Source organism: Silanimonas sp. (assembly GCF_027530345.1).
In the GTDB taxonomy this organism is placed as follows: Bacteria; Pseudomonadota; Gammaproteobacteria; order Xanthomonadales; family Xanthomonadaceae; genus Silanimonas.
Genome location: NZ_JAPZQK010000010.1, coordinates 97,706 through 114,139, shown reverse-complemented (window position 1 = coordinate 114,139; position 16,434 = coordinate 97,706). Strand labels below are relative to the sequence as shown.

Sequence of the window (16,434 nt, the reverse complement as noted above, 5' to 3'; positions counted from 1 at the left end):
CCGTGCTCAGCATCGTCATCCCGGCCGGCCCCGGCGACCGCGACTGGGCCGCGCTGCTGGACGATCTGCCGGCGAGCGACGACCTCGAGCGCCTGCTGGTGCTGGCCGAGGGCGACGCGTTGCCGGTCGCCCCGGCGGGCACGCGGGTGCTCGACGCGCCGGCGGGCCGGGCGCGGCAGATCAACGCTGGCCTGCGCGAAGCACGGGGCGCGACGGTGTGGATCCTGCACGCCGACACCCGCATCGATGGGAACACGTTCGCTGCCGCGCGGGATGCGGCCCTCGGCTTCGCGCGCGGCGAGGCACCGGCGCTGTGCTGGTTCAATCTCGCCTTCCACGACGGGCCGCGGGCGATGGCGATCAACGCCTTCGGCGCCAACCTGCGCAGCCGCTGGTTCGGGATGCCGTTCGGCGACCAGGGCTTCCTGGCACCCCGAACGCTGTTCGAATCGCTCGGCGGTTTCGATCCGTCGGTTGGCCGCGGTGAAGACCATGCCTTTGTCCACACCGTGCGTCGCGCCGGACTGCCGCTGCGACGCCTGCGCGGCCGGGTGGCAACCAGCGCGCGCCGCTACATCGAACATGGCTGGTGGCGGACGACGCGCGAACACCTTCGGCTTACCTGGCAGCAGCGCCGTGCATTCTCACGAGGCCCAGCGCCATGAGGCCCGGCCTCGCGCTGTTCGTGAAAACGCCCGGCCGCTCGCCGGTGAAGTCGCGGCTGTGGCCGGCCATCGGTCGCGAGGCGGCGGAGGCGCTCTATCTCGACTGCGCCGCGGCCGCCGCGGAGACCGCGATCGCCCTGCAACGCAACGACCGGCTCCACGCCTACTGGGCGGTGGCCGAAGACGAGCGCGATGGGGCCGCCGAGGTCCCGACCACCACCGATCCTTGGCGCACCCTGCCGCGGCTCGCGCAGGGCGACGGCGGGCTCGGCGAGCGCATGGCCCATGTCTACGCCACGCTGCGCGCTCGCCATGGCGCCGCGCTGCTGATCGGCACCGACCTGCCGCAGTTGTCCATACCGGCGCTCAGCGACGCCGTGGACGCCCTCGTCCACGCCAAGGCCGATCTCGTGCTCGGGCCGAGCGAGGACGGCGGCTTCTGGCTGGTGGGCGGCCGCCTCGACCTGCCGCTCGCCGCGTGGACGGCACCGCGCTACAGCACGCCCGACGCGCGCAGCGACTTCCTCGCCGCGCTCCCGAAGGGCCTGCACATCCACCAGCTCGACGCGGCGCACGACCTCGATGAACCGGGGGACCTCGCCGTCGTCGCCGCGGCGCTGGCCGCGCTGCCGGAACGCACGGCTTCGCAGGAGCGGGTGTCGCGCCGTCTCGACGCTCTCCTGGCGACGATGCCGCGATGAACGCCGACCTGCTCCGTCTCGCCGCCGTGCTCGGCCTGCTGGCCCTGCTGCTGGTGCTGCAGTGGCGCGTCGGCTTCCGCCACGACATGCGCGTACGGCCGATGCTCGACAACCTCGTCGTCGCGCTGGCAGGCAGTGGCCTGCTGCGACTCGTGGTGCCGATCGGTACGGTCGGCACCGCGCTGTGGGCGCAGTCGCAAGGGCTGGGCCTGTTCTCCGCGATCGGCCTCGAGGGCGCCGGGGCGATCGTCGCGACCGTCGTGCTGATGGACTTCGCGATCTGGGCCCAGCATGTCGCTTCGCACCGCTGGCCCTGGCTGTGGCGCCTGCACCGCGTGCACCACGTGGCCACCCGTTTCGAGGCCACGCTGGGCCTGCGTTTCCATCCGCTCGAGATCCTCGTGTCGCTGGGGTGGAAACTGCTGCTGGTCGTCGCCCTCGGCCTTCCCGCCGCCGGCATCGCGCTGTACGAAACCCTGCTCGCGCTGGCCGCGCTATGGACGCACGCCGACCTCGCCCTGCCGCCGCGACTCGAGCGCACCGTCAGCGCGGTGGTGGTCACGCCCACCTGGCACCGCGTGCACCACTCGCCCGAACGCGCCTGCACCGACAGCCACTACGGCAACCTGCTCACCGCCTGGGACCGTCTGTTCCGCACCCGCCCGGCCGTGCCGCCCGCCAGCCAGCGCACCATGGCCATCGGCCTCGAGGGCTGGCGCAGCGATGCCGACCAACGCTGGACCGCCTTGCTGCTGAACCCCTTCCGGCGCGCCCCGCGCCCCGCCCCCACCGAGACCGCCCCGCATGCGTGACACCTGGCCCCTGCTGAAGGACATCCCGTTCCCAGCGCTCACTCGCGGCGCATTCACGACGCTGCAGCTCAACCTCGGCTACCGCTGCAACCTGAGCTGCGTGCACTGCCACGTGGCCGCCGGGCCGCGCCGCACCGAGACGATGTCGAAGGCGACCATGGAGACGGCACTCGCGGTGGCCGAACGCTTCGGCGTGACCACGCTCGACCTCACCGGCGGCTCGCCGGAGATGAACCCCGAGTTCCGCTGGCTGGTGGCGGAGGCTCGGGCGCGCGGGCTGCACGTGATGGACCGGCTCAACCCCACGATCATGGAAGAGCCCGGCTACGACTGGGTCGGCGCCTTCCTCGCCGAACACCGGGTGGAAGCCGTGGCCTCCCTGCCTTGCTACAGCCAGGCCAACGTCGACGAACAGCGCGGGGATGGCGTGTTCGAAGCCTCGATCCGCGCCTTGCAGTCGCTCAACGCGCTCGGCTACGGCCAGCCCGGCAGCGGCCTGATGCTCAACCTCGTCTACAACCCGAACGGCGCCTTCCTGCCGCCGCAGCAGGAGAAGCTCGAGGCCGACTACAAGCGCCTGCTCGGCGAGAACTTCGGCATCGTCTTCAACCACCTGTACGCGCTGGCCAACATGCCGATCCAGCGCTTCGGCTCCTGGCTGCAGTCGAAGGGCCAGTTCGAGGCCTACATGGGCAAGCTCCGCGCCGCGCACCGCGACGCCAACCTCGACGCGGTGATGTGCCGTTCGCTCGTCAGCGTCGACTACAACGGCGAGCTGTTCGACTGCGACTTCAACCAGATGCTGAAGATGCCGCTGGGCGGCGGCAGCGCCCCACGCCACCTTGATGAGCTGCTGGCCGGCCCCCTGCCCGAGCGCATCGCCGTCGCGGGGCACTGCTACGGCTGCACGGCCGGGCAGGGCTCGAGCTGCGGCGGCGCGCTGGCCTGAGGGCGTTCACCGGACGGCTTCGGGTCGGTCGGCGAGGACAGTGAAGAAATCCCCCGCTCGCGTGTAGAAGGGAAGACATCCCCACGCGAGCACACCCATGGCCTACCCTGTTCCCGCCCCCCGCTCCGCCAGCGCTCTCCTCGTCCTCGCACTGTCCGCCGCGCTACTGGCCGGCTGCCAGCCGGCCGCCGAGGCGCCAACACTGAGTACGCACGCCGTGCCTCCGGCGCGCGCGCAGGCGATCGCCGAGGCCATCAACACGACGCTGATGCAGGGCGACGCGCCCCCGCTCGGCCGCGCCGAAGTGGCTTCGCCCGGCACCCTCGTGGTGCGCGCGCCGTCCGGGATGCAGGCCTCGATCGCCTCGACCATCGCCGCGCTGCAGGGCGTCGAGGCGGCCGAGCCTGTGCAACTGCAGGTCGAAGCGTGGTGGATCGGCAAGAACCCGGAGGCCGCCCCGCTGCCCGCCGAGCTCGCCGACGTGGCCAAGGCCCTCGGCAGCGATGCGAGCGCCCTGCGCGTCCGCGACCATATCCGACTCGGCGTCGCGGCCAGCGGGCGTTTGGCCAACGCGAACGGCGACGCGATGCTGATGAACGTTCGAGCGGCGCCGGAGGGAGATACCTTCGTGCTTGAACTACACATTACCCAAACGCGTGTGGAGGTCGCCCGCGCTGGAGGACCAATTCGCTACGAGGGCGAGGTGCGCGTGGTCCCCGGCGAATTCACCGTGCTGACCTCGCGACCGGACGGCAGCGGCGGCAGCGAATCGCTCGTGCTGCGGCTCACCAACTGAGGCTCGGATGGCGCTCGATGATGCGCAGCTTGCCGCCTGCTACCGGCGTCTGGAAAGGCCGCTATACAACGCGCTTTACCGGCTCCTTTGGGAGCCGCAGGCCTGCATGGACGTGATGCACGACGCCTGTCTCGCGGTGTGGGCGAAGCGCGCAACGGTCGATGCGGCGCGCGTCGACGCGCTGGTCACCGCGGCGGCGCTGAATCTGGCGCGCAACGAGCGGCGCTGGCAGTCGCTGCGGCACTGGCTGCCGTGGCGAGACGAATCCTTACCGGAACCGCTCGGCGAGGACAGCGCTCTGTCGAAAGCCGAAGCCACCGAGCTGCGTGCCGCCCTCGCCGCCCTGCCCGAGCGCGAGCGCGAAGTGCTGGTGCTGGCCGAGTTCATGGGCCTTTCCACCGCTGAGATCGCGGAAGCGCTGGATATCCCGCCCGGCACGGTCGGCTCGCGTCGCCACCATGCCGTGAAGAAGCTGGCGCAGCGCTACGCACCTGCCATCGGAGCCGCCCGAGATGCATGATTCGCCGACGCCCCTGCCCGCGCTACGATCGACGCTTCGCCGCAGCCTTGTTCCGCCGCCCGGCGGCAGCGCGCGGCTGGCCCAAACCCTCGCCGCGGCCACGAACGCACCACGCGCTTCTCGGCTCCGTCCTGCTCTGGCGGCCGCCGCGGCGCTCGCGATGGTCGCGGTCATGGCCCTGCCGCTGCGCACCGCCGTCGAGCGCCACGACGTCCGGCAGCAGATGGAGGTGCGCCTCGCCGCCGCCGTCGCCGAGGCCGGCCGCCTCGGCCCCGAGGTCCGCATCCACGGCGCAAGCGTGCAGCGGCTGCCCAGCAGGGTGCCGAGCGTCCGGGTCTACCGCGTCGAACCGCAAGGTCCCTGAGAGCGGTCCCGAGCCCGGATTCGATGCCCTTGCGGTATCCTCCGCGCCCTCTCCCGACCCCCTCAGGAACCGCCATGGGCCTTTCCCTCGTCCCCACCGGCCGCGACGTGCCGAACGAAATCAACGTCATCATCGAGATCCCGAAGGACGCCGAGCCGGTGAAGTACGAGGTCGACAAGGAGACCGGCGCGATCTTCGTCGACCGCATCCTCTCGACCCCGATGCGCTACCCGTGCAACTACGGCTATGTGCCGCACACCCTGTGCGGCGACGGCGACCCGGTCGACGTGCTGGTGATCCTGCCGCTGGCCCTGGTGCCGGGCTCGGTGATCCGCTGCCGCCCGGTCGGCATGCTGAAGATGACCGACGAGGCCGGTGAGGACACCAAGCTGGTCGCCGTGCCGGTGCCGAAGGTGTTCAAGGGCTACGAGCACATCACTGACATCGCCCAGGTCTCGCAGCACTGGCTGGAGCGCATCGGCCACTTCTTCGAGCACTACAAGGACCTCGAGAAGGGCAAGTGGGTCAAGCTCGAGGGCTGGGAGGGCAAGGACGCGGCCATCAAGGAAATCGTCGACGGCATCGCGCGCTTCAACGCCGTTCCGGACGACGAGAAGCCGGCTTTCTGATCGGCCGACCGCCTTCGCTCCCTCCCCGGACCCCGGCCCCGTGCCGGGGTTCGCGTTTTGTGGCCGAGCGCAGCGACGGCGGGGGCGGCCGGGCGTATCCTCCATCGAATCAGGCCCGCGCCGTCGCGGGCCGCATCCCGGAAGGAGCCCGTCCATGTTCGTCCTGATCGTCGGCCATGATCTCGAGCGCAGCGCGGACCTTTCCGCCACGCTGACGGCGCTCGGCCTCGACTGGACCGTGAAGTGGGTGGGCGAAGCCGCCGAGGCGCAGGCCCTGCTGGAAGGCCGCGGCGTCGACGTCTTGGCCGTCGATGGCGGTGAAGCCCGCGGCATCGACGTGCTGCGCCGCGCCCGCGAGAAGAACCCCACGGCCGTGCGCCTGCTGCTGCTGCCGCCGGGCGCCGAACCCAGCGCCGCCGCGATCGACATCGCGCACCGCCACCTCGGCCTGCCGCTGCAGGCGAACGCGATGGTCGACGCCGTCGAGGGCATTGGCGAACTCTTCGAAGTGCTGGACAACCCCGACCTGAAGTCGAAGGTCGGCGCCATCGCGCAGCTGCCGCCGTCGCCGGAAAGCTACCTCGCCATCTCGAAGGCGCTGGCCGACCCGAACGTCGGTGCCGCGCAGGTGGTGTCGATGCTGACCAAGGACCCGGCGCTGGTCGCCAAGGTGCTGCGCGTCTGTAACTCGGCGTTCTTCTCCGGCGGCCGGCCGGTGGCCGACCTGAAGGCTGCGGTCGTCCGCCTGGGTCTTGAGACGCTGCGCCGCGTGGTGCTCGCCGCCGAGGCGCTGTCGGCGAACAACGGCCCCGACGCCGAGACGGTGCGTCGCCGGGCCTTCTTCGCTTCGCAGCTGGCCGCGCGCCTGCTGCCGGGCCCGAGCGCGGAAATGGCCGCCACGGCCGCGATGCTCGCCGAACTCGGCCGACTGCTGCCGGGCTTCAAGGACGCCTACGGCAAGGACGGCAACGCCAGCTATGCCGACGCCGGCGCTTGGCTGCTGGGGCTCTGGGGCCTGCCGATGCCGATCGTCGAAGGCGTGGCCTTCCACCTCGAACCGACGCGCAGCCGCCAGCGCGGCTTCTGGATTCCCGGCGCCGTCCACGTGGCGCACGCCCTCGTGGGCAGCATCCCGCTCGACGAGGCCTGGCTCGACGCCAGCGGCCTGCGCGACAAGCTGCCCGAGTGGCAGCGCGTCCACCAGAAGCTGGCGGACGCCGAAAGCGCATGAGCCTGCGGGTCGCGCTGGTCGACCATCCCGACCAGCACGGCGACCTGCGCCGCCTCGCCGCCGAACTGCCGCGCGAGTGGGTCGTCATCGACGGCCTGCGCCCCGAGCAGCTGCTGGAAGATGCCGCCTTGGGCGGCATCGATGCGGTTTTCACCAGCGCCGACCCCGGCGCGATCGATGGCGCCACCCTGCTCCAACGCCTGCAGCGGGTCTGCCCGGAAGCGCTGCGCGTGCTGGTGCTTCCCACAGGCTTCGATCCGCGGCGAAGCGAGCGCCTCGCCGCTGAACCGGCCGTTCAACAGGTGGTGTCGGCGCCCTTCGAAGCCAGCACGGTGCGCGCCGCGATGCGTCGCGTGCTCACCGTGCGGAGCCTGCTGCGCGATCCGGACCTGCGGTCCGAGCTCGGCCAGGTGGAGCGCCTGCCCGCCTCGCCAAGCGCCTACCTGAGCCTGCGCATGGTCGTGGCGGACGACAACGCCGGGACCGACGAGGCCGTGCAGGTGCTGCGGCGTGATCCGGTGCTCGCGGTCCGGGTGCTGCGCGTGGCGAACTCGGCACTTTACTCGCGCGGCCGACCGATCCTCGATCTCACCGTGGCGACCCAGCGCCTCGGCCTGCAAACCCTCGTGCAGCTCGTGCTGGCCAGCGAAGTGTTCAGCCGTCTCGGCGACGGCGATGGTCAAGCGGCGCAGACGCGCGCGCTGCTGGCGTCGACCTTGGCCATGCGCATCGCGGCGACGCCGCGCGACGCGGGGCTCGCCGGCAGCGCGGCACTGCTCGCCGATCTCGGGCGGCAGCTGCCCGGTTCGCTGTTGAACGCACCGCCCCATCCGAGCGAACTCTGGCAAGTAGCGCCGCGAGTGACCTTGCTGGGCGCGGGCCTGATGGCGCTTTGGGGCCTGCCGATGGAAATGGTGGAAGCCGTCGCCTTCCACCACGCACCGGGACGGCTCGCCGGACGCGGTCTCGATGTGGTGGGCACGACGCATATTGCCCGCGCGCTCGTCGGCGACATCCCGCTCGACGAGGCGTGGGTGGAGTCCTCCGGGCTCGCGCCACGCATGGCGGCATGGCGCGAGTTGGCGGATCGCCTGATGGCCGAAGCGGCCTGAGAGGCGCTTACTCCGGCAGCATCACCGTGTCGATCACGTGGATCACGCCATTGCTGGCGGCCACGTCGGTGGCGGTGATCGTCGCGCCGTCGATGGTCACGGTGCTGCCGCTGACGTTGATGTCGGCATCGGCGCCGTTCACCGTCGTGGCCTTGTCGAGCTTCACCGCGTCGGCCGCAAGCACCTTACCCGCCACCACGTGGTAGGTGAGGATCGCGGCGAGCTTGGCCTTGTTCTCCGGCTTCAGCAGGTCTTCGAGCGTGCCGGCCGGCAGCTTGGCGAAGGCTTCGTCGGTCGGCGCGAACACGGTGAACGGGCCGGGGCCGCTGAGCGTCTCGACGAGGCCGGCGGCCTTGACCGCAGCGACGAGGGTTTCGAAATCGGCGTTGGCCGCGGCGACGTCGACGATGGTGCCCGGCGCCTTGTCGCCATGGTTGTGGGCGACGGCAGGCGTGGCGACGGCGGCGGCCACGACGAGGGTGAGCAGCGAACGGTGCGCGAACGAGAGCATGGACGACTCCTGGGGATTGGGGGACGTGCGAAATGCACGACACGCATCATGACGAAGGGTCCGTCGGGCTGGCGTGCGTTTCGCGTGCAGGTGTTGTCGCGGTCCGGTGGCGGCGGAGTGACGGGCGTGCACGCGCGCTTCACCGCGAATGGCGACGCTGTGCGCTCCGATGCATCGACCCGTGCCGACCGCCACCGTGCCGCGCCTTCCTCTCGCCTCATTGATGGGCTTTGCCGCGAGCTTCGCCATCGCGTCGCTGTCATCGCCCGCCACCGCGATGACGCCGACTCTGAATGCGCGCGTCGCGCTCGTCGCCGACCACGCCGCCGTCGCGCCGGGGCAGTCCTTCAAGGCGGGGCTGCGCATCGTCCACGACAAGGGCTGGCACACCTACTGGGCGAATCCCGGCGATTCCGGCCTGCCCACGCGCTTCGACTGGATACTCCCCGCAGGCGCGAGCGCCGGCGCAATCGAATGGCCGCTGCCCGAACGCCTGTTCGCCAGTGGACTCACCAACTTCGGCTACAGCGATGCGCTGCTGCTGCCCGCGACCTTGCGCGTTCCGGCGGGCGCCGCCGCCGGGTCGCGCTTCCGCGCCACGCTGCGCGCGCGCTGGCTGATCTGCGAAGAAGCCTGCATTCCCGACGAGGCCACGCTCACGTTGGATCTGCCGATCGAAGCCGCGCCGCGCGCGTCCGTGGATGCGGCGGATTTCGAAGCGACCACCGCACGCGTGCCGGTGCCGCCCCACGCGCCGAGCGGGCACAGCTGGCGCGACGCCACGCATGTCGCGACGCAGATCGACGACGCCGACGCGATGCTGCGCGGCGCGACGCGCATCGAGGTGTTCCCGCTCACGCCGCAGATCGTCACCTCCACGCGCATCGAGGCCCGCCTGGGCCCCGACGGCGCACTGCGTTTCCGCCACCCCGCCAGCGAGTATTTCGACCGCATGCCCGCCCGCATCGACTGGGTGATCGGCGCGCAGGGCGAAGACGGCCGCTGGCGCGCGCTGCAGGTTTCGCTGCCGGCGGACGACGCGCGCACGCCCTGATCCGATCCATCCACCACCACGGAGCACTGCCATGAAGACCCTCCTCGCCGCCGCGCTCGGCACCGCCCTCGCCTTCGCCGGCAGCCTCCACGCCGCCGCCACGGTCGGCCAGCCTGCACCGGCCTTCACCCTCACCGACACGAAGGGCACCGCGCATTCGCTCGCGGACTTCGCCGGCAAGACCGTGGTGCTGGAGTGGTTCAACCACGAATGCCCGTTCGTGAAGAAGCATTACGGCGCCGGCAACATGCAGCGCCAGCAGGCCGCCGCGACCGGCAAGGGCGTGGTGTGGTTGACGATCAATTCCTCGGCGCCCGGAAAGCAGGGCCACGTCAACGCCGAGCAGGCCAACGCCATCCTTGGCGAGTGGAAGGCCAGCCCCACCGCCTTCCTTCTGGACCACGACGGTACCGTCGGCCAGGCCTACGGCGCGAAGACCACGCCGCACATGTACGTGATCGATGGCGAAGGCGTGCTGCGCTACAACGGCGCGATCGACTCGAACCCCAGCGCCGACCCGGCCGACATCCCGGGTGCCACGCAGTACGTGGAAGCCGCGCTGGGCGACCTCGCCGCGAATCGCGCGGTCGCTCGCGGCACCACGCAGCCCTACGGCTGCTCGGTGAAGTACTGATCGATCGAAGCGGGCGGTCGCCGCGGCGCGGCGATCAGCCCATCCCCAGCACCGTGGGCAGGAAGGCCGCGTCGGCGCGATGCAGGCGCGGCCTTTCCTTTTCCGCCGCCAGGGCGGCGCGGCCGAGCGCAGCGAGAAAGGGGCGGCTCACCGTGTCGTACTCGTAGCGGTCGTCGTTGAGCACGCCGTCGGCATTGGCGTAGAGGTTCGCACTCAGCAGCACTTCGCCCTGCCCATCGGCCTCGGTGAGCAGCGCGGTTTCACCCTGGTGCCCAAAGGCTTCGCCGGTCTTGCCGAAGCTGCGGAAACCGCGGGGCGCGGCATCGCGATCACCGACGACGAAGAACTTCGCGTAGCCGTCGCCGAACGACGCCGGTGCGTGCGTGCCGGTGGCGAGCAGCGGCGATTCGCGCGGGAACAAGCCGGTGATGCGCAGCAGGGACAACCGCGTCGTCGCGCTCAGCGCCCAGCGCTGCGAGCGACGTGTCGCTTCCGGGAAGGCCAGCCGCAGCAGCATCGCGTGGGCGTCCTCGAGCGGCAGGAAGTTCGCCGTGCTGAAATCGCGCGGGCCCTGCTCGATGCGGCCGCGGTCATCCTGCCAAGCCGCGCCCTTCAGCGCGCTGCCGAATGGGAAGCGACGCGCCGCCGCACGGCGCGCTTCCGCGTTCCAGCGCGGCACCCAGGCGAGCTCGCCGTCCGGCCCCGTTTCCGGCGCCTCGATGCGCGAGGCTATGGTCTGCCGGTTCAATCGCGGGTCCGGGGAGCCGAGCCGGGATATCAGGCGCACATCATCGAAGCCCAGCTCGGCGAGGCGCGCGTGGATCCGATCCGGGCCGAGCATGTCGTAGAGCCGATTGAACGGCACGTTCTCGCTGACCACGAGCAGGCGCCACAGCGTCTGCCACACCGGCTCGACCAGCGGCTCCGCGGCCTCCCAGTTGCCGCTGCGTGGCGCGCTCGCCAGCACCGTTCGCGCATTGAAGCCAAGGTTCGCGGCTTCCAGCACTTCAGCCACGAGCAGCGCGATCGGGAGCTTCACCACGCTCGCCGCCGGGAACCAGCGCTGGCGCTGCACGCCGAAGGTGGCGGTCGCGAAGCGCGCGCTGCCATCCGCCTCGCGCTCGATGCGCGTCAGCGCGATCTGCACCTCGCGACGCGGGTCGCGCAGCACCTCGCGCTGCGCCGCCGGAAGGTGGGCGAGCACGGCATCGAACAGCGCCTGCGCCTCCGCACCTTGCAGGCGGCGATGGCGCCGCGCCGTGGCGTTCGACGCCGCAGGCACCGCACCGCCAGCCTGGGCGAACGCCGGTCCCGCGGCGCCGAGCAGGCCCAGCGCCGACATCGCCGCTACCACGCGTCGCCGCGTTTCATCCATGCGCGGGTTCCGGCACGGGCTCGAGGACCGGGCGCTCGTTCACGCGCAGGAGGAAGGTGGCGGCCAGCAGCAGGCTGCAACCGCTGAGCACGAGCGCGTAGATCGCGTGGTTGTCGAACACCTGCTTCACCAGCGGACCCAGCACCAACGCCGCGGTGATCTGCGGCAGCACGATGAACATGTTGAACAGGCCCATGAACACGCCCATCCGCTTCTCTTCGAGGCAGCCGGCGAGCAGCGCATAGGGCATCGACAGGATGCTGGCCCACGCCACGCCGACGAGGACGAAGCCGAGCTTCAGCCACTCCGGCGACGGCGCCACGTACATCGAAAGGAAACCGAGGCCACCGATCACCAACGAAGCGGCATGTATCGCCCGGCGATTGAGCACGAAGCGCGCGGCGTAGAACGCCAACAGCAGCGCCACGACCATCGACGACAGGCCGTACCAGCCCATGGCCACGCCGACGAGGTCGGCGGCATCCTGGTAGGCCTTGTTCACCGCAGCGAACGCCGCCGCCTGCTCCGGGATCGCCATGTCATAGGCGCTCGCGACCGGCGCCGGGGCATTGAACACGTGCTCGGTCAGTCCCGGCGTCGCCATGCTCCACATCGCGAAGAACGCGAACCAGCTGAAGAACTGCACGATGCCGATGCGGCGCATCTGCTTCGGCATATGCACGATGTTGTGGACGATGTCGCGGAAGAAATTCCCCTTCTGCTTCTCGGCCTCGAAAGCGGCGAGATCATCCGGCGGGTATTCCTTCGTCGTGAACACGGTGACGAGGATCGACGCGAGGAACACGAAGGCACCGATCGCGAAAGCCACCTGGACCGACGGCGGCACGACGCCGGGCGCGGCCTCGTTGCTGACGCCCATCTGCGTCACGAACCACGGCAGGTTGCTGGCCACCCAGGTGCCGATGCCGATGATCAGCGTCTGCACCACGAAACCGTAGCTGCGCTGCTGCTCCGGCAGCTTGTCGGCCACCAGCGCGCGGAACGGTTCCATGCTGACGTTGATCGACGCATCGAGCACCCACAGCGTGCCGACCGCGATCCACAGCGCCGGCGAGTGCGGCATGAACAGCAGCGCGATCGAACTGAGGATCGCGCCGATCAGGAAGTACGGGCGGCGGCGCCCGAGGATCGGATGCCAGGTGCGGTCACTGAGGTAGCCGATGATCGGCTGGACCAGTAACCCGGTGAGCGGCGCGGCGATCCACAACAGCGGCAACGCGTCTTTCTCCGCACCTAGCGTCTGGAAGATGCGCGAGACGAATCCACCTTGCAACGCGAAGCCGAACTGGATGCCGAGGAAGCCGAACGACATGTTCCAGATCTGCCAGAACGACAGGACGGGCCGGCGTGCCGACCCCGATGCGATGTTCGCCCCATGCGCCATGCTGCTTCCGCCTCTTGACTGTTGGTGGCCAGCGCGAGCTGCGTTGGCAGTGGCAGGAATCTACTACACCGCGAGCGCCAAAAACCCCTGAAAACACGCTTCCGCGCTAGGATCGCGCGCAACCCCGACGCAGCCCTCCCGATGCTCCCCGATCGCCACCTCGACCTCGGTTGCGGCAGGTTCCCGCGCAACCCCTACCACCGCGCATCCCTGGCCGGCGTCGACGTGCGCCCGCTGCAGGGGGACGAGCGCTTCGACTACCGCATCGCGAACCTCGCGGTGCAGCCCATCCCCTTCGATGACGACCATTTCGGCTCGGTCTCGGCCTTCGATTTCATCGAGCACGTGCCGCGCCTGCTGCCCACGGCCGACGGCCAGGGAACGGTGTTCCCGTTCATCCGATTGATGGACGAGGTCTGGCGCGTGCTCGCGCCGGGCGGGCGCTTCTATGCACTGACGCCGGCCTTCCCGCACCCGGAGGCCTTCATCGACCCGACCCACGTCAACATCGTCGCCGCGGGCACCCACGCGTATTTCTGCGGCGAAGCGCCGATGGCGCGGATGTACGGGTTCAAGGGGCGATTCCACGCGCTGCGCGCGGAATCCGTGCACCTCGTGGAGCACTACGCGGCGGATGCCGACGATCCCGCGAACCGGGCGACGCCACGCCATCGCGGGCTGAAAGGCTTCGCGAGGGCATGGCGCGGCTGGTCGCGACGCCTGCGCGGCAAGTCGGTCCACGGCGACCGCAAGCCCTACCTGCTTTGGGAACTCGAAGCAATCAAGCCAACGCGCGATTGAGGCTTGCGGCGGCATATCGAGCAGCCCACACCCGGAACGCGGACGAAAAAAACCCCCGGCGGTACGCGACCGACCGGGGGCGGAAAAACACGTGACGTCAGAACTTGTAGACCGCGCCGAGCAGATAGGTGCGGCCGTACTCGCCGTACAACGCCTCGGCGCGGTAGTTGCCGCCGATATCGAGTTCGCGGTAGGGCTCGTTGGTCAGGTTGTTGACTTGCAGCAGGAGGCTCAGGCCCTTGAACGTACCTTCGCGGAACTCGTAGCCGGTCTGGAAGTCGACGATCTGCTCGGCGCCGATGAAGCGGTCGCCCAGCGTCAGGTCGAACTGGCGGACGAAGGCCACGTAGTCCGAACGGGTGCGGCGGCTCACGCGGGTGCTGAAGCCGTTCTTCTCGTAGTAGGCCGTGATGTTCGAGACGTACTTCGAGAGGCCCGGCAGCGGTCGCGAGTTGCCTGGACCGAAGGCCGAGATCTCGCTGTCGGTGTCGGAGTAGCTGCCCCGCAGGCCGAACCCCTCGAGCGGGGCCCACAGCACGTCGAGCGGCAGCGAGAAGGCGAACTCGAGGCCCTTGATCGTGCCGCCCTCGCCGTTGAACGGCGCGCTCCACACGCCGATGGTCGAGGGCGGGCGCGGGTTGGGGACGGTCGAGAGGTCAAAGATCGAGAAATCGAGCGGGAACTCGCCCTGGAAGATGTACGTCTCGAGGTCCTTGTGGAAGTAGGCCAGCGAAACGTAACCGCGCTCCGCGAAGTACTTCTCGTACGAGATGTCGTAGGACGTGGCGCGCCACGGCTCGAGGAACGGGTTGCCACCGCCGCCGGAGTAGCGTCCGCGCTGCTGGTCGACGCCGAACCCGCCGCCGATGGTCATCTGGTCGATGCGCGGGCGGGCCAGCTGCTTGGCCGAGCCGATGCGCAGCGTCTGGTCCCAGGGCAACAGGAAGCTGAGGTTCATGCTCGGCAGGGTGTCGCTGTATTCCTTGCCGACCGACGCGAGCGTGCCGAAGCCGCTCGAACCCGGCCCGCGCACGAAGCCCGTGGACGCCTGCTCGGTGCGCTGGTGCTGGACGCCGACGTTGCCACGCACGCCGATCTCGCCGATCTGGCTGTCGATGTTCAGCTGCAGGTACGCGGTCTGCAGGGTCTCGCTCACGTCCCAGTTCTTGTCGGCCACGCCCGAGGAGTCGTTGCCGCGACGGCGGTAGAGGCTCAGCACGTCGAAGGGGTTGTAGGAGAACACCGGACCGATGCCGATGTAGCCCATGTCGGTCGGGCCGCGCAGCACGCTGGACGACAGGGTGACCGGGCGGTTCGGCAGGTCGAGGAACGCTTCGCTCGAAGAGCGCGACTTCTCGCGGTCGGACCAGCGGACGCCGCCCTCGATGCTGCTCAGGAAGCCGGCGTCGAAGCGGTGTTCGAGGTGGGCCTTGACGGCGTGCAGCTCGTCGTCGATCTCCGGCGCCTTGATGTAGCCGTCCTGGCCCCAGCCGGCGGAATCGGTCAGGCGGATGATCGACGGGTCGGCCAGGTTGCGGTTGAAGCTGAAGGTCGGGAAGCCGGACGTCGGCACCGAGTAGCCGACGTTGGCCGTGTTGCCAAGGCCAAGGCCCGCATACGTCTCGAGCTCCGTCATGACCGAATCGACGCGGCTGTACGACAGGTCGAGCAGGCCGGTCAGGTTGTCGCTGAAGGTGAACTCGTTGGCGAGGCCGGCCGAGAGGACGCTGTCCTCGCGGTTGAAGGCGTCGTTGCGGATCTGCGGCGTGACGCCGTTGTACGTGCCGCCCGACACGAAGGGCACGCCGCGGCTGGTGTCGACGACGCGGCCGGCATCGGCGAGGGACGCCCCGCTCCACTGCAGGCCGGTCTCGATGCGCGAACGCTGCTCGTTGCGCTCGAAGTCCGAGTAGTAGACGTCAAGCACGCCGTTGTAAACGTCGTTCGGCTTGAACTGGACCGTTCCCATCACGCCGAGGCGCTTGTTGTCGGACGAGAACACGCGGGCATCGAAGCCACCGATTCGACGCTGGCCCGCCTCTTCCGGGAATCCCCAGTAGCGGAGCTCACGCGCCTGGCCAGGGGAATCGAGATAAGCAAGGCCAAGGGCGAGGCCGACGCGGTTATCAGCGAACTGGTCGATAAAGCTGGCGCTGAGGCGGCTGCCCCAGGCACTGACGCCATCGATCTGGTCGCCGAGGGAGTTGCGCTCCATGCGCGCGCCGATGGTGCGGATGGTGCCGTCGAACTCGAGCGGGCGGACGGTGCGCAGGTCGACCGTGCCGGACAGGCCCTGGTTGGTCAGGCTGGCGTCCGGGGTCTTGTAGACCACGACCGAACTCAGCAGCTCCGAGGGGTACTGGTCGAACTCGACGCTGCGGCTGTCGCTGGTGCTGATCTGCTCGCGGCCATTGAGGTTGGTCGTCGAGAAGTTACCGTCGAGGCCGCGGATGGAAATCTCGCTGGCACGGCCGGCGACGCGCTGGGCGGCAAGGCCCGGCAGTCGCGCGATGGACTCGGCGATGGACGAGTCCGGCAACTTGCCAATGTCTTCCGCCGAGATTGCCTCGACGATCGACGTCGCGTCACGCTTGAGCTCGATGGCGTCTTCGATACCGCGGCGGATGCCCGAGGTCACGATGACCTCGTCCAAGGTCTTGGCTTCATCCACCTCTTCTTCGTCTTCGGCGGCCGCTTGGGCCTGCGCTTGGGCGTTCGCCGCCATGGCCATGATGGCCGACGCGAGCGCCACGCTCAGCATGTCGCGCTTGAGATTCAACATTCCCGTCTCCTGACACTGGCTGGAATAGAGCAACGCCTTTCGGCGCGGTCATTCGTGGCAGCCCGAATCAGGCTCGCGTCACGATTTTTTCAT

General features: G+C 69.7%; 17 protein-coding genes. 13 read left to right on the top strand and 4 right to left on the bottom strand.

What is annotated here, in order from left to right; genetic code table 11:
- Window positions 1-2 precede the first annotated feature (2 nt).
- The 10 genes from O9255_RS06590 (at window position 3) to O9255_RS06545 (ending at window position 7,779) form a co-directional block, all read left to right on the top strand.
- Window positions 3-665 carry a glycosyl transferase family 2 gene (locus O9255_RS06590; protein WP_297866060.1) on the top strand — a complete coding sequence of 221 codons (663 nt, stop codon included), beginning with the start codon at window positions 3-5 and terminating at the stop codon, window positions 663-665.
- A complete protein-coding gene (locus tag O9255_RS06585) occupies window positions 662-1,366 on the top strand; it encodes a DUF2064 domain-containing protein (RefSeq protein WP_297866059.1) in 705 nt (234 codons plus the stop codon). The genes O9255_RS06590 and O9255_RS06585 overlap by 4 nt, the downstream gene beginning before the upstream one ends.
- A complete protein-coding gene (locus O9255_RS06580; protein ID WP_297866058.1) occupies window positions 1,363-2,178 on the top strand; it encodes a sterol desaturase family protein in 816 nt (271 codons plus the stop codon). Before O9255_RS06585 ends, O9255_RS06580 begins: the two co-directional genes overlap by 4 nt.
- Window positions 2,171-3,127: an arsenosugar biosynthesis radical SAM (seleno)protein ArsS gene (gene arsS, locus O9255_RS06575; protein ID WP_297866057.1), complete on the top strand. Its 957-nt coding sequence runs from the start codon at window positions 2,171-2,173 to the stop codon at window positions 3,125-3,127. The genes O9255_RS06580 and arsS overlap by 8 nt, the downstream gene beginning before the upstream one ends.
- Before the next feature lie 97 nt (window positions 3,128-3,224).
- The gene (locus tag O9255_RS06570; RefSeq protein ID WP_297866056.1) at window positions 3,225-3,923 is read left to right on the top strand and encodes a hypothetical protein; all 699 of its coding nucleotides are present in this window, start codon (window positions 3,225-3,227) and stop codon (window positions 3,921-3,923) included.
- Window positions 3,924-3,930: 7 nt separating this feature from the next.
- Window positions 3,931-4,443, top strand: a complete 513-nt coding sequence (locus O9255_RS06565; protein ID WP_297866055.1) for a sigma-70 family RNA polymerase sigma factor — start codon at window positions 3,931-3,933, stop codon at window positions 4,441-4,443.
- Complete coding sequence (locus O9255_RS06560; protein ID WP_297866054.1) at window positions 4,436-4,807, top strand: hypothetical protein; 372 nt, start codon at window positions 4,436-4,438, stop codon at window positions 4,805-4,807. Before O9255_RS06565 ends, O9255_RS06560 begins: the two co-directional genes overlap by 8 nt.
- A 74-nt stretch (window positions 4,808-4,881) precedes the next feature.
- Window positions 4,882-5,436: an inorganic diphosphatase gene (gene ppa / locus O9255_RS06555; RefSeq protein ID WP_297866053.1), complete on the top strand. Its 555-nt coding sequence runs from the start codon at window positions 4,882-4,884 to the stop codon at window positions 5,434-5,436.
- 154 nt (window positions 5,437-5,590) lie between these two features.
- On the top strand, window positions 5,591-6,667 hold the full coding sequence (locus O9255_RS06550) for an HDOD domain-containing protein (protein ID WP_297866052.1): 1,077 nt from the start codon (window positions 5,591-5,593) through the stop codon (window positions 6,665-6,667).
- Window positions 6,664-7,779: an HDOD domain-containing protein gene (locus tag O9255_RS06545; RefSeq protein WP_297866051.1), complete on the top strand. Its 1,116-nt coding sequence runs from the start codon at window positions 6,664-6,666 to the stop codon at window positions 7,777-7,779. The genes O9255_RS06550 and O9255_RS06545 overlap by 4 nt, the downstream gene beginning before the upstream one ends.
- 7 nt (window positions 7,780-7,786) lie before the next feature.
- Here O9255_RS06545 and O9255_RS06540 read toward each other — a convergent pair whose 3' ends face one another.
- Complete coding sequence (locus tag O9255_RS06540) at window positions 7,787-8,290, bottom strand: fasciclin domain-containing protein (protein ID WP_297866050.1); 504 nt, start codon at window positions 8,288-8,290, stop codon at window positions 7,787-7,789.
- Window positions 8,291-8,471: 181 nt separating this feature from the next.
- Between O9255_RS06540 and O9255_RS06535 the strand changes: the two genes are divergently transcribed.
- Together O9255_RS06535 and O9255_RS06530 are read left to right on the top strand one after the other, a co-directional pair.
- Window positions 8,472-9,344 carry a protein-disulfide reductase DsbD domain-containing protein gene (locus O9255_RS06535; RefSeq protein ID WP_297866049.1) on the top strand — a complete coding sequence of 291 codons (873 nt, stop codon included), beginning with the start codon at window positions 8,472-8,474 and terminating at the stop codon, window positions 9,342-9,344.
- Between the two features lie 31 nt (window positions 9,345-9,375).
- Window positions 9,376-9,978, top strand: coding sequence for a thioredoxin family protein (locus tag O9255_RS06530; protein WP_297866048.1), 603 nt, complete (start codon window positions 9,376-9,378; stop codon window positions 9,976-9,978).
- Window positions 9,979-10,012: 34 nt separating this feature from the next.
- Here the strand turns inward: O9255_RS06530 and O9255_RS06525 are convergent, their stop codons facing one another.
- Complete coding sequence (locus O9255_RS06525) at window positions 10,013-11,353, bottom strand: serine hydrolase (RefSeq protein WP_297866047.1); 1,341 nt, start codon at window positions 11,351-11,353, stop codon at window positions 10,013-10,015.
- Window positions 11,346-12,686, bottom strand: coding sequence for an MFS transporter (locus O9255_RS06520; RefSeq protein ID WP_297866046.1), 1,341 nt, complete (start codon window positions 12,684-12,686; stop codon window positions 11,346-11,348). The genes O9255_RS06525 and O9255_RS06520 overlap by 8 nt, the downstream gene beginning before the upstream one ends.
- A gap of 213 nt (window positions 12,687-12,899) precedes the next feature.
- Between O9255_RS06520 and O9255_RS06515 the strand changes: the two genes are divergently transcribed.
- Window positions 12,900-13,559, top strand: a complete 660-nt coding sequence (locus O9255_RS06515; protein WP_297866045.1) for a methyltransferase domain-containing protein — start codon at window positions 12,900-12,902, stop codon at window positions 13,557-13,559.
- 97 nt (window positions 13,560-13,656) lie between these two features.
- Here the strand turns inward: O9255_RS06515 and O9255_RS06510 are convergent, their stop codons facing one another.
- Complete coding sequence (locus tag O9255_RS06510) at window positions 13,657-16,341, bottom strand: TonB-dependent receptor (protein ID WP_297866044.1); 2,685 nt, start codon at window positions 16,339-16,341, stop codon at window positions 13,657-13,659.
- Window positions 16,342-16,434 lie beyond the last annotated feature (93 nt).

Excerpts from the sequence above, each read along its gene's own strand:
- O9255_RS06570 (WP_297866056.1), top strand. The coding sequence starts at position 3,225 with ATGGCCTACCCTGTTCCCGCCCCCCGCTCCGCCAGCGCTCTCCTCGTC.
- O9255_RS06520 (WP_297866046.1), bottom strand. The coding sequence starts at position 12,686 with ATGTCGTTCGGCTTCCTCGGCATCCAGTTCGGCTTCGCGTTGCAAGGT.
- O9255_RS06580 (WP_297866058.1), top strand. The coding sequence starts at position 1,363 with ATGAACGCCGACCTGCTCCGTCTCGCCGCCGTGCTCGGCCTGCTGGCC.
- O9255_RS06540 (WP_297866050.1), bottom strand. The coding sequence starts at position 8,290 with ATGCTCTCGTTCGCGCACCGTTCGCTGCTCACCCTCGTCGTGGCCGCC.
- ppa (WP_297866053.1), top strand. The coding sequence starts at position 4,882 with ATGGGCCTTTCCCTCGTCCCCACCGGCCGCGACGTGCCGAACGAAATC.
- O9255_RS06510 (WP_297866044.1), bottom strand. The coding sequence starts at position 16,341 with ATGTTGAATCTCAAGCGCGACATGCTGAGCGTGGCGCTCGCGTCGGCC.
- arsS (WP_297866057.1), top strand. The coding sequence starts at position 2,171 with ATGCGTGACACCTGGCCCCTGCTGAAGGACATCCCGTTCCCAGCGCTC.
- O9255_RS06565 (WP_297866055.1), top strand. The coding sequence starts at position 3,931 with ATGGCGCTCGATGATGCGCAGCTTGCCGCCTGCTACCGGCGTCTGGAA.
- O9255_RS06545 (WP_297866051.1), top strand. The coding sequence starts at position 6,664 with ATGAGCCTGCGGGTCGCGCTGGTCGACCATCCCGACCAGCACGGCGAC.
- O9255_RS06550 (WP_297866052.1), top strand. The coding sequence starts at position 5,591 with ATGTTCGTCCTGATCGTCGGCCATGATCTCGAGCGCAGCGCGGACCTT.
- O9255_RS06525 (WP_297866047.1), bottom strand. The coding sequence starts at position 11,353 with ATGGATGAAACGCGGCGACGCGTGGTAGCGGCGATGTCGGCGCTGGGC.
- O9255_RS06585 (WP_297866059.1), top strand. The coding sequence starts at position 662 with ATGAGGCCCGGCCTCGCGCTGTTCGTGAAAACGCCCGGCCGCTCGCCG.
- O9255_RS06560 (WP_297866054.1), top strand. The coding sequence starts at position 4,436 with ATGCATGATTCGCCGACGCCCCTGCCCGCGCTACGATCGACGCTTCGC.
- O9255_RS06530 (WP_297866048.1), top strand. The coding sequence starts at position 9,376 with ATGAAGACCCTCCTCGCCGCCGCGCTCGGCACCGCCCTCGCCTTCGCC.
- O9255_RS06515 (WP_297866045.1), top strand. The coding sequence starts at position 12,900 with ATGCTCCCCGATCGCCACCTCGACCTCGGTTGCGGCAGGTTCCCGCGC.